General features: G+C 37.5%; 9 protein-coding genes. 2 read left to right on the forward strand and 7 right to left on the reverse strand.

The genetic code is table 11. The annotated features are described in order from the left end of the window. Positions 1 to 37: 37 nt before the first annotated feature. Genes hutG through hutH form a run of 4 tightly spaced genes read right to left on the reverse strand, consistent with a single transcriptional unit; the run spans position 38 to position 5836 of the window. Positions 38 to 997 carry a formimidoylglutamase gene (hutG, locus tag EDF66_RS07280; RefSeq protein WP_021188748.1) on the reverse strand — a complete coding sequence of 320 codons (960 nt, stop codon included), beginning with the start codon at positions 995 to 997 and terminating at the stop codon, positions 38 to 40. Beyond that, on the reverse strand, positions 987 to 3002 hold the full coding sequence (locus tag EDF66_RS07285) for a urocanate hydratase (RefSeq protein WP_132841615.1): 2016 nt from the start codon (positions 3000 to 3002) through the stop codon (positions 987 to 989). The genes hutG and EDF66_RS07285 overlap by 11 nt, the downstream gene beginning before the upstream one ends. After that, positions 2999 to 4252 carry an imidazolonepropionase gene (gene hutI, locus EDF66_RS07290; protein WP_132841617.1) on the reverse strand — a complete coding sequence of 418 codons (1254 nt, stop codon included), beginning with the start codon at positions 4250 to 4252 and terminating at the stop codon, positions 2999 to 3001. Before hutI ends, EDF66_RS07285 begins: the two co-directional genes overlap by 4 nt. A 3-nt stretch (positions 4253 to 4255) precedes the next feature. Beyond that, a complete protein-coding gene (hutH, locus tag EDF66_RS07295; RefSeq protein WP_132841619.1) occupies positions 4256 to 5836 on the reverse strand; it encodes a histidine ammonia-lyase in 1581 nt (526 codons plus the stop codon). A gap of 283 nt (positions 5837 to 6119) precedes the next feature. Between hutH and EDF66_RS07300 the strand changes: the two genes are divergently transcribed. Then, the gene (locus tag EDF66_RS07300) at positions 6120 to 7028 is read left to right on the forward strand and encodes a LysR family transcriptional regulator (RefSeq protein ID WP_132841621.1); all 909 of its coding nucleotides are present in this window, start codon (positions 6120 to 6122) and stop codon (positions 7026 to 7028) included. Positions 7029 to 7098: 70 nt separating this feature from the next. Here the strand turns inward: EDF66_RS07300 and EDF66_RS07305 are convergent, their stop codons facing one another. Beyond that, positions 7099 to 8643, reverse strand: a complete 1545-nt coding sequence (locus EDF66_RS07305; RefSeq protein ID WP_132841622.1) for a SulP family inorganic anion transporter — start codon at positions 8641 to 8643, stop codon at positions 7099 to 7101. A 389-nt stretch (positions 8644 to 9032) separates the two neighbouring features. Between EDF66_RS07305 and metA the strand changes: the two genes are divergently transcribed. Continuing rightward, on the forward strand, positions 9033 to 9977 hold the full coding sequence (gene metA / locus EDF66_RS07310) for a homoserine O-succinyltransferase (protein WP_132841624.1): 945 nt from the start codon (positions 9033 to 9035) through the stop codon (positions 9975 to 9977). A 130-nt stretch (positions 9978 to 10107) separates the two neighbouring features. Here metA and mazG read toward each other — a convergent pair whose 3' ends face one another. Then, positions 10108 to 10914 carry a nucleoside triphosphate pyrophosphohydrolase gene (gene mazG / locus EDF66_RS07315; protein ID WP_132841626.1) on the reverse strand — a complete coding sequence of 269 codons (807 nt, stop codon included), beginning with the start codon at positions 10912 to 10914 and terminating at the stop codon, positions 10108 to 10110. 53 nt (positions 10915 to 10967) lie between these two features. Further along, a complete protein-coding gene (locus EDF66_RS07320) occupies positions 10968 to 12455 on the reverse strand; it encodes a PLP-dependent aminotransferase family protein (protein WP_132841628.1) in 1488 nt (495 codons plus the stop codon). Positions 12456 to 12470: the final 15 nt, after the last annotated feature.

Consider the following 12470-nt stretch of genomic DNA (forward strand, 5'->3'; position numbering starts at 1 on the left):
AAAATGGATTGCTAGCAATTAAATTATAGCAAAAGATTTAACGGTTAACAATATGAAAGAGTAGGTCCGCTGCTAATTTAGCAGTACGATTGTCAATATCGTACGCCGGATTAAATTCTGCGATATCCATACTTATTAATTTTCCTGAAGAAATGATTAGTTGAAAAATTTCTAAGAAAAAAGCATCAGGCTGGATTCCGTTATGGGCCAATGCACTAACTCCTGGTGCACAGCTTGCAGCAAAAACATCTAAATCGACGGTTAGGTAGAGGTAATCTATTCCTGCTATAAATGACTCAACTTGTTGGATAATTGCCTCGCTATTTGCCTTGTGAAAATGTTGAGCTTCTATCCAGTTTATCTGATAATCTTTTACCGCATCAAATAAAGCTTGTGTATTGCTGATTTTTTGTATTCCGATAGGTAGGTAATTGATTTTTTCTTCTTGCTGTGCAATTTGGTAAAAACCTGTACCGGAAGTTGCAATTTCCTGTTCTGGTTTTCGGATATCAAAATGGGCGTCAAAATTAATGATCCCGAGTTTATTGCGGGAATACGACTTGAGTCCTAGATAATGACCAAAAGTAATTTCATGACCACCCCCTAATACCATTGGAAAGCCTCCGCATTGCAGTATAAGTTGGATAAAATAGCCAAGAGATTCTTGCGCATTTTCCAGTTGATGGTCGGAACAATAAACGGTCCCGGCATCAACGAGTTTCGTTTTTTTATCTCGAAATACTGGCAGGTTTGACAATGCTTTTATTAAAACTTCTGGTCCTTTTGCCGCACCTGTTCTTCCTAGGTTTCTTCTAACACCTTCATCGCAAGCAAAACCCAGTATGACATAGCAATCCGTAAGATCCTGTTCATCATTAAGATCGATACATGTGATTACCTGATGCCAACGCAGATGTTCTTCGCTTGTCCCATCTATACGTCCTGTCCACATTTTTCGATCTGCCGGAGTATAATGTTTCTGGTTTTTAGTTTTCATAATCCTTGAAAATTTGGTTCATCGTGTCTGTATCAACAAGATTTGCTAGGGTTACTTTCAACGTAGTAGTACGTTTTAATTCTATTTCTATAGCCTGTCTTGCGGTGTCATTTTGAGCCCATGCTCTGCGGGCAATACCATTATTAACATCATAAAAGAGCATATTTTCAAGTTTTCTGTCTGCATCTTCGGAACCGTCAAGTAATAAGCCGAAACCACCGTTAATCACCTCGCCCCAACCAACTCCACCACCATTATGGATAGAAACCCAAGTAGCGCCTCTAAAGCTGTCACCGATTACATTATGAATGGCCATATCGGCTGTGAATTTACTGCCGTCATAAATGTTACTTGTTTCCCGGTATGGTGAGTCTGTTCCACTTACATCATGATGATCTCTGCCCAAAATAATCGGCCCCTTTAATTGACCATTTCTTACCGCAAGATTAAATGCTTTAGCAATTCGAATTCTACCAATTGCATCAGCATATAGAATCCGGGCCTGTGAACCGACAACCAGTTTATTTTGATCTGCTTGTTCAATCCACTTGATATTGTCAGCTAATTGCTGTTTAATCTCAGGGTATGCTGTCTTTTTTAATTCCTGAAGTACCTCAAGTGCGATATGGTCTGTTGTCTTTAAATCTTCTGGATCTGCTGTCGAACATACCCAGCGAAATGGACCAAATCCATAGTCAAAACACATGGGACCTAAAATATCCTGTACGTAAGATGGATATCGGAAGTCAATACCATTACTCGCCAATACAGCGGCTCCTGCGCGACTACTTTCAAGTAAGAATGCATTTCCATAATCGAAGAAATAAGTACCACGCGCGACATGGGCATTAATAGCGTCGACGTGACGGACTAAGGATGCCTGAACTTGTGCCTTAAATACATCGGGCTGTTCTGCCATTAGCTTATTTGATTGTTCAAAACTTAGTCCGATCGGGTAGTAACCTCCGGCCCAAGGGTTGTGTAATGAGGTTTGGTCAGATCCAACTGAAATATAAATATTAGCATCTAGGAATGCTTCCCATATTTCTATTATATTGCCTATGTAGGCTATGGCGATAATTTCTTTATTTTTAATAGCTTGTTGAACGCGTTCTATGAGATCGTCCATGTTCTCCATTAAGATGTCCACCCATCCTTGTTTATGCCGTTTGCGAGCAGCGGCAGGATTAACCTCTGCACATACCGTGATGCACCCTGCAATATTTCCCGCTTTAGGTTGTGCACCACTCATGCCTCCAAGACCTGATGTTAAAAAGACTTTTCCGTGGATTGTATCTTCTTTTGACAAATGTTTTCGGAAGGCATTCATAACTGTGATCGTGGTACCATGTACGATTCCCTGTGGTCCGATGTACATATATGAGCCCGCCGTCATTTGGCCATATTGTGTAACCCCCATTGCATTGAAACGTTCCCAGTCATCGGGTTTGGAATAATTGGGAATCATCATGCCGTTTGTAATGACAACCCTTGGAGCATCTTTTGAAGATGGGAATAACCCCATTGGATGGCCACTGTACATATGTAGGGTTTGTTCGTCATTCATTTGGGCCAAGTATTGCATTGTAATTAAATACTGTGCCCAGTTCTGAAAAACAGCTCCGTTTCCACCATAGGTAATGAGTTCGTGAGGATGTTGCGCTATTTGTGGATCTAGGTTATTTTGTATCATTAACATGATGCTACGCGCCTGTAGGCTATTTCCAGGATACGCTTCAATTGGTCTAGCATACATTTCGTAGGTAGGGCGGAAGCGGTACATGTAGATTCTGCCAAATAGCATCAATTCCTCTAAAAATTCTTTTCCAAGTTCTACATGCCACTGCACTGGAAAATAGCGTAATGCATTTTTAATGGCTAATTTTTTTTCATCTTCCGATAGAATATCCTTTCGCTTAGGAGCATGACTTATGTTTTTATCATAAGAAACTTTAGGTGGTAGACTAGTTGGTATTCCTTGTAGAATTTCTTCTTTAAATATCATGATTCTTTTCCTTTCGTATAGATATTAATTCCCTTTTTCCATACCTGATCAGGTTTTAGTGTTCCTTGCATGTATGTAATATTTTGATAATTATTCGTTTTGTAAATAGCAAAATCTGCAAGTTCACCTGGCTGTAGACGACCACGGTCCGTCAGATTTAAAGCTAATGCAGCCCTAAATGTTATTGCAGCGAATACTTCAGCATTGGATAATTTTTCTGTAGTAGCTAAAATCGTCGCTTGGGTCATTAATTGTCCCATTGGAGCAGATCCGGGATTCCAGTCAGTGGCAATGGCTAAGCTAGCGCCTTGATCAAGAAGTTTTCTGGCAGGGGTAAATGCACATCCAATTCCGATTGATGCACCTGGTAAGGCGACGGCAACGGTATTGCTATCGGCCAGAAGTTTAATTTCTGTTTCATGTGATGCCTCTAGGTGATCTGCACTAATTGCATTATACTGGACCGCAACTTTCGATCCTGATGTTGAAAATTGATCTGCATGTACCGTGATATCAAAACCCATTTTCTGCGCCTTAGTAAAGTAATTTTGAATATCCTCGGCAGAAAAGGCGCTTTGTTCGATAAAAACATCAATTCTATTGGAAAGCTGCTCTTCTTTTAAAATAGGGAATAGTTCAGATGCTATTTCTTCAAGATAGTCTACTGCAGTGCCTTCATAGTCTTTGGGCTTCATATGTGCTGCTAAGCAAGTTGGAATGAGATCAACGGCTATGGATTCTTGTGCTCTTTTTATAGCTCGCAGTATTTTTAACTCTTCTTTAACAGATAAACCATAGCCACTTTTCACTTCAATGGTGGTAATACCTTGTTTTATAAGTGCCTTTGAACAGTTGATAATATTTGTGATTAGTTCAGCTTCACTTGCATTTCGGGTATGTTGTACTGTGCTCCAGATACCTCCACCAGCTTTTGCAATTTCGAGGTAACTGGCACCGGCATTACGCAGGGCAAAATCATTAGCTCGATTTCCTGCAAAAGCAATATGTGTGTGACAATCGATATAGCCGGGAACGCAAACAGTCTCCTCTTCTATGATTACTAAAGTTGCATCATGAGCATGATTCTCCCTTAAACCATCGTAATTACCAATAGCTGCTATTTTTCCATTTTCCGTTAGTATACCAGCCTGTTCTTTAATTACGAGTTGCTGATCTGAAAGCGCTCCTTTAACCGGAACATTTGTCAATGATAACAATTGTGAGAAAGGACCTATTAATTTTTTACCCATAGTTTAATAGTTGTTGAAATATTCCTGATGAACACCGTGATAAGGTATACCTTGCTGATGTGCAATTTGTTTTGCTTCTGTAATCAAAGTTCCTGAGGAAATGAGCTGTTGAGCAGCTTGAAGTATCTCTTCCATTATTTGATCTTCTTTGATATGTGGAATCGATTTTCTGATCTTTTGGTGTACAGCCTCAATGATAGGCGTTGACTGTAGCGGTTTATGAAAATCAAAAGCCTGGGCCGCACAAATAAGTTCTATACTTAATATTTTACCAACATTATTGATGACCTGCAATAATTTTCGGGCACCGATGGATCCCATACTCACATGATCTTCCTGACCTAAAGAAGTAGGTATGCTATCTGCACTGGATGGAAAACAAAGTCCTTTATTTTCACTTGCTAATGCTGCTGTACTATATTGTAAGATCATAAATCCAGAGTTCAGGCCTGTTTCTTTGAGGAGTAGTTTTGGTACATTGGGCGTATCGCCTTCTAGTGACAGATATACACGTCTATCGGAAACATTTCCAATTTCTGATATCGCCAATGTTGCATAATCAATAGGAAGTGCAATTGGCTGTCCATGGAAACTACCGCCACTAATGGTTAGTTCGCTGTCGATGATGATCGGATTATCGGTTACGGCATTAATTTCAACTTCTATGGTTTCTTTTAAATGAAGCCATGCATTGCGAGAAGCTCCATGTATTTGTGGAATGCAGCGTAAAGAATATGGATCTTGAACACGAGAACAGTTTTTATGTGAGGTAACAATTTCTGAGGTCTCTAATAAGTTGAAGATCGTACTTGCTACATATTTATTTCCTTTGTAGGGTCTCAGTTCATGCAATTGTGGAAAGAAAGGTTTAATGGATCCATTTAGCCCTTCAATCATCAATGTGGCAACCAAATCTGCATTATCTAAGAGATTTTGCATTTCCACGACCGCTTTTACGGCATGAGCTGCCATAAACTGGGTTCCGTTAATGAGTGCTAATCCTTCTTTGGCTCCTAACGTAATCGGGCTGGTGTCAAATCGTGTTAATATTTGAGCTGTTGGAAGAATTTCACCTTTGTACCAGACTTTTCCTAATCCAATTAAAGGTAAAAATAAGTGCGAAAGAGGGGCTAGGTCTCCAGAGGCACCCACTGATCCTTGTTTAGGAACCACTGGAACGATATCCTGATCAATAAACCATAGAATGCGCTCTAACGTGCTTAGTTGAATACCTGAATATCCTTTTGCTAAGGCATGCGCTTTTAAAATCAGCATTAATTTAGACAATTGCTGATCGATGGGCTCTCCTATACCTACTGCATGGCTTTTTAGGATATTTTCTTGTAGTTTTTTAGTATCTGCAGGATTTATCAGCGTAGTACAAAGTGGACCAAAACCTGTGTTTATACCATATACTATTTTACCGGAATCAACAATTTCTTGAACATATTGTGCACTTTGAACAACTTTTTTTACTGTTTGTTCAGTTAATTGACCTTTAATATTTCCATTCGCTATCTGGATTGCTAGCGAGCTGGTCATGGTATCTTCGCCGTACTGAAATTTTTTAGTTTTATTTACCATTAGAATAAATTATTATGTTGATTAAGGATCGTCAAAATCTGTCTATCCTTTCCATTTGATTTATACATTGCTTTTTAAGAAGGAGTGACCATTATTACACTTTTGCATTTTGAACTGTTTATACATGAATCGTACTTAATTATTTAGAAAAAGTTGCCTGTGTATTGGTTTTGTTTCCTAAACGTTCTATCGTGCGTATAGCTGTTAATCTCATTCCGTTATTTCAAATTTAACTCCTATATTTAATAATTATAAATACCAATTTTGGCAAGTATTGATTACTATGAGTTATCAAATAGAATTAAGGCATCTGTATTATTTTAAAGTTTTGGCAGAGGAGTTACATTTTAGAAAAGCGGCAGAAAGGCTTTATATTTCTCAACCTGGCTTATCTCGTCAGATTAAACAGATGGAAGATATTTATAGAGCAACTTTATTTGATAGAGGGAAACGGTATGTTCGACTTACAGCTGCAGGCTTTTATCTAAAAAAGGAGGTTGATATTTTATTTAATCAAATGGATAAAATAGCTCGTGAGCTTCGTATTATGGGATCAGACGATATCACTGAACTTCGTCTTGGGTTTATCGGTTCAGCAGTACAATCTATTCTTGCTAAAGTACTGGTTCGATTAAAACAAGATTTTCCTGCAGTTGAGGTCGACTTGCAGGAGCTTTCTAACGAGATGCAGATTACCAAGGTGTTGAAGGAAGAACTTGATTTTGGACTCGTGCGTTTGGATAATTTTCCAAATGGGATTCGTCATATCGCAATCATCAAAGAACACTTTTCATTGGTCATTCCTCACGATTATCCCATTCAGACGGCAAATTTTAAAACATTAAATGATTTTAAAAATGAACCGTTTATTCTGTTTTCCAAAGATTATAGTCATTCTTATTATGATCTGGTGATGAGTATTTTTAGAGATGCTTCATTTGAACCGCATGTTGCTTTGCGGACGGTAAATGCTTTGACAATTTTCAATCTTGTAGAACAGGGTTTGGGTATTGCAATTGTACCGGCATCTTTAAAAAAAGGATATACTTCTAAAGTAAATTTTATTGATTTAAACCATATTGAACAGCGAACCACTTTATCATTAATCTATAATGCGAATGTAAATCATGCAGGAATTGACCTGTTTTTAAATGTTATTCAGAAGGAATTGAATTTATCGGATGAAGATTAAACTATAAAAGTCCATACTAAATCAGTATGGACTTTTATAGTTTAATCGTGTATGGCTATTCAGCGGTGTTTTAATGAGCACTACCAACTAATACATATCCGAAGAATTCTCTAAACGAGTCGGGGTTGTCCACTGTTCCTCGTTCGGAAATAAGTTTTATGTTGATATTGTTGTTTTTTGCTTTTACTTTAAATTCATCTAAATACTCAATGATATCGTAATCTAATATTTTGGTTTTGCGCACGTCTAATTCTAAGTAAGAACCAGGCTGTAATCCATCTAATTCTTTTACGATCGCTCCTCTATTGACAAAAGTTACCTCTTCTGCAAAATTCATATGAAAAACGTTTCCTTCCTTGACCAGCATAACATGGGAATTATTATAGGATTTGATAAGTGACACAACTACTGCTACAACTAAACCGACAATAATACCTTTAAGGAGATCTGTAGTGAGTATACCAACTACTGTGACTACAAATGGAATTAATTGATCTTTTCCTAATTTTTTCATGTCCAAGAATTGTTTTGGGTTGCCTAATTTGTAACCGATAACCAATAGTATTGCTGCTAAAACTGCATTAGGGATTAAATTAAGGAATGCAGGAATGGAGATCACACTGAGTACAAGCAAGAGACCATGAACTATAGTTGATAGTTTTGACACTCCGCCACTCATCGCATTAGCTGATGACCGAACGATAACTTGTGTAATAGGAAGCCCACCTATTAAACCTGAAAATGAATTACCTATTCCTTGTGCTATTAGCTCTCTGTTGGTTGGTGTCTGACGTTTTAGTGGATCTAATTTATCGGTAGCTTCTACGGATAATAAGGATTCTAAAGAGGCTACAATGGCGATGGTAAATGCAATTTGCCATACCATTGGATTTGCTATTCCATTTGCGAAATCGGGTAGTGTAAATTGTCCCAGGAAGTCGGTTACTGTTTCAGGTACAGGTACTTTGACCAGGAGGTCCTGATCAATAGAAAATACTTCATGGTTTGTATCTCCAATCGTGATCTGGTAAATAATACCAACAATTACAGCAATAAGGGAGCCTGGTAACAATTTGAAGAAGTTGGATTTTTTACCAAGAAAATTATCCCATATAATAAGTATGGCTAAGGAAATAATTGTCATGATTATAGCTCCGGTAGTAATATAAGATGCATCAAAATTTTTGAACGAAAATTTCTCTGTGTATCCGAATGCCAACGGAATCTGTTTTAGGAAAATAGATATACCGATAGCACATAACATACCCTTAATAACGGATGAAGGGAAGTAATATCCAATTACGCCTGCTTTTAATAATCCAAGAACAATCTGTATTAAACCGGCTATAACCACTGCGACTAAAAAGATATTGTATGCCCCTAGGTCTGTGATAGCGGTATAGACGATGACCACTAGGCCTGCCGCTGGTCCTGATACTCCTATGGTAGATTTTGATAGCAGTCCTACAAGGATACCGCCTATAATTCCCGCGATAATTCCGGAGAAAACAGGCGCCCCACTCGCTAGAGCGACTCCTAAACAGAGTGGTAGAGCAACAAAAAACACAACAATACTCGCCGGGATATCTTTTTTCCAATTTTGTAATAGGTTCATAATTAAGAGTGTTTAATGTATTCTTATCATACAACTATCGTTCCTGAGAAAGGTTTTAAAAAGTAATAAAATTTATGTTGGGAGGTATTATGATTTATAAAGAATGGGGGGCAGATTTTCATTCCTGTGTCAAGTTTTTTTTTCTGGTAGATGTGTTTTTAATATTCGATGGTAGCTCTTAAATCGCCTAAAGAGTTGTGTTTTATCGTAATATTAGTGGTTTTAAGTGTTTTTGAGCAATGGAAATCATAATTTTAAGGATGTATCGGTCTGTTTTAAAATCAGTTCTAATTCTATTTATTATAGCTATTATCAACGATGGGTGAGATAACTCATTTAAATTTTTTTATCTTTATGCCCAAACTAAACCAAGGTGAGGGAGGAAGCATATGCCAGTCAAAATACCAGATAATTTGCCAGCTATTGAGCTATTAAAAAAAGAAAATATTTTTGTGATGAGTGATCTTAGAGCCAACGAACAGGATATCCGTCCGATGAAGGTTCTAATTTTGAATTTAATGCCTTTGAAAATTACAACAGAAACTGATTTTATCCGGTTGCTGTCTAATAATCCTTTGCAAGTAGAAGTGGAGTTTTTGAGATTAGATACTCACATGTCTAAAAACACACCTCAAGAACACTTGGAAATGTTCTATAAATCGTTTTCTGCAGTGGAAGATCAGTACTATGATGGGATGATCATTACAGGTGCTCCAGTAGAGATGATGCCATTTGAAGAGGTTAACTACTGGGATGAAGTGACTCGTATTTTTGATTGGGCAAAAAAGCACGTGACGTCTACACTTTATATTTGTTGGGCATCGCAAGCGGCACTTTATCATTTTTACGGCGTTGAAAAAACACCATTAGCGGAGAAACTGTTTGGAGTATACAAACATACTACTTTAGATAAAGCTAATCCTCTATTTAGAGGTTTTGATGATGAGTATTTTATCCCGCACAGTAGACATACGACAATTTTAAAATCTGAAATTGAAGATAAACCAGAAATTGAGCTTTTGTCTGAATCTCCTGAAGCAGGTCTTGCGATACTATCATCACGAGGTGGACGTGAATTTTATTTAACTGGTCATTCAGAATATGCTCCACTTACTTTACATACTGAATATATGCGTGATGTGGAGAAAGGATTAGAAATTGAGGTGCCAGATAATTATTATTTAAATAATGATCCAGCACAGTCACCATTAGTAAGGTGGTCTGGTCATGCGAATTTGCTATTTAATAACTGGTTGAATTACTATGTTTATCAAGAGACTCCTTTTGATTTAAATGAACTTGAATCTTTGGAAGAAATTAAGAGACAAAATTAATATTAGCTTTTAAGCTATCATGAGCAAGCTCGATCTTGTACTGTATAATAGTGCGGTACAAGATCGAGCTTTAATTTCTTTATAGCAGGATGTTTCGGATCTGTTATGAAAAATAAACTTCTATTTATAATTAGCTTAATTTTTTAGCTTCATTCCAATAAATATCCATTTCTTCCAGTGTCATGTCTTGGAGATTTTGTCCATTTTGATTAGCTCTTTGCTCAAGGTAGGTGAAGCGGCTAATGAATTTTTTATTGGTTCGTTCCAGTGCATTTTCAGGATTGATGCCAATGTGACGTGCATAATTGATTAATGAAAAAAGCAAATCACCAAATTCGGCCTCAGCCTTATTTAAATCTGACTCTTCGGGTTTATTAATGTCATATTCAGCTTTGAACTCCGCTAGTTCTTCTTCTACTTTTGCCCATACTTCTTTTTTATCTTCCCAATCAAACCCTACACCACGTACCTTATCCTGTATACGATAGGCTTTAACTAAAGCAGGCAGACCTTTAGGTACGCCGGATAAAACAGATTTGTTTCCTTCTTTTAATTTGAGGGTCTCCCAATTCTGTTTAACCTGTTCTTCATTTTCTACATCAATATCGCCATAGACATGGGGGTGACGGCTGATTAATTTATCGCAAATGCTATTGAGTACATCTACTATCGTAAAACGGTTTTCCTCTTCTGCTATACGTGCATAAAAGACCAGGTGCATCATAACATCTCCTAGTTCTTTTTTGATTTCGGGGTAATCTTCATCTAAGATAGCGTCTGTAAGTTCATACAACTCTTCGATGGTTAGATGACGTAAGGACTGCATGGTCTGTTTCTTATCCCACGGGCAAGCTACCCGAAGTGTATATAAAACATCTAATAAACGTTGAAAAGCCGTAGCAGGAGTAGACTCAATTGCAGGAATGGGGTGACTCATATTGAAAAATTTAGATCAAAATTAGGGATTTAAAGATGAAAAATAGCATGCTTCTATTTTATTGTCATTAATGAGTCTCGAAGAATGGTCACACTATTTTCCATTTCCGATTCAGTAAGATTGCCGAAACCAATTCGGATTGCGGTCATATCTTTAGCTTGATATAAGAGTGTTTTTGGAAGAAATAGATTTGCTTTTGCGCATTGCTTCTGTAAATGAATTAAGTTGATATCTTTTTTCCAGTTGGTCCATAAAGCAAGACCGCCGGCAGGAATATCGAAGTCGACATATTCATGTAATTCACGGGCGAGTAAATAACTCATATAATTGCGTCTTTCTTTATACAGTTTGACTGATTTTTTTAAATAGCGATGTATTTCACCTTCTTCAATTAGATCACTTAATACTTGCTCCATGACAAAGTCACCTTGATGATCCATGATATTTAATAACTTTTGTAATTCTTTGATTAGGTTTTCAGGTGCGACGATAAAACCTGTACGGAAACCAGGCGCTAATGATTTACCAAAGCTTCCTGTATAAATAACCATCCCATCATAATCCACAGTTGCCATAGGGAGAAGGGGGGCATCATCATAATGGAAGTCATAATCGTAATCGTCCTCAATGACGGCAAAACCATATTTTGAAGCGAGTGCTAATACGATCGTTCTTCTTTGCTGACTAAGTGTCACTGTCGTGGGATAGTGATGATGCGGTGTCAGATAAAGCAATCTGATCTTTTGTGTAAGACAGATCTGTTCAAGAGATTCGACAACAATTCCTTCATGATCTACTGGAATGGATTTAATTCTAGCCCCGGCCTGTTGGAAGATCATGTTTATTGCAAAATAACTTGGTTGTCCTACAATGACTAAATCGTTTGCCTGTAGTAAGGTTTGAGCAATGATATAGGTGCTCATCTCAACAGACCGTGTGATCAATAGATTTTTAGGTTGGATATGCAGACCTCTACTTTGATTTAAAAAATTGCACAACTGTTCTCGAAATGTGGCTGGTCTTTTTTGATCTGAATATCCTAGGTATTTAGTGTTCTTTTTTCGTTTTAGATTTGCGGTATAAAACTTAGAAAGCTGTTGCAAAGGAGATAGTCTACTATCAGGAATGCCGTCATCAAATTTTAAGATACATGTAGAGGTTTCAAAAGGATTTTCTAATATGGTACTTTTTTCAAAATCATAACCAGTTTGGTCTGCATACTGATTCTGGATTATTGTTTGCGAAAATTCACTATTTTTCCTTGCTTTGGACGTATTTCGAAGTACATATGATCCTACATTTGGTTTGGTTTCAATCCAACCCTGTGATTCGAGCTCCTGTAATGCAGCAACTACTGTATTGCGATGTATAGATAGTGTTTGCGCCAGCTGCCTACTTCCGGGCAGTTTTGTTCCGATAGGTATAAAACCGCGCTGAATGGCCTGAATGACTTGTTGTGCCAGTTGTACATAAATGGAGGTATCATCCAGTCTATTCAGGCTGATAAAGCTGTTGAAAGGAATTTGACCCGGACTATTCATATGTTGGATAAATTG

It is taken from the genome of Sphingobacterium sp. JUb20, assembly GCF_004342035.1.
Taxonomy (GTDB): domain Bacteria; phylum Bacteroidota; class Bacteroidia; order Sphingobacteriales; family Sphingobacteriaceae; genus Sphingobacterium; species Sphingobacterium anhuiense.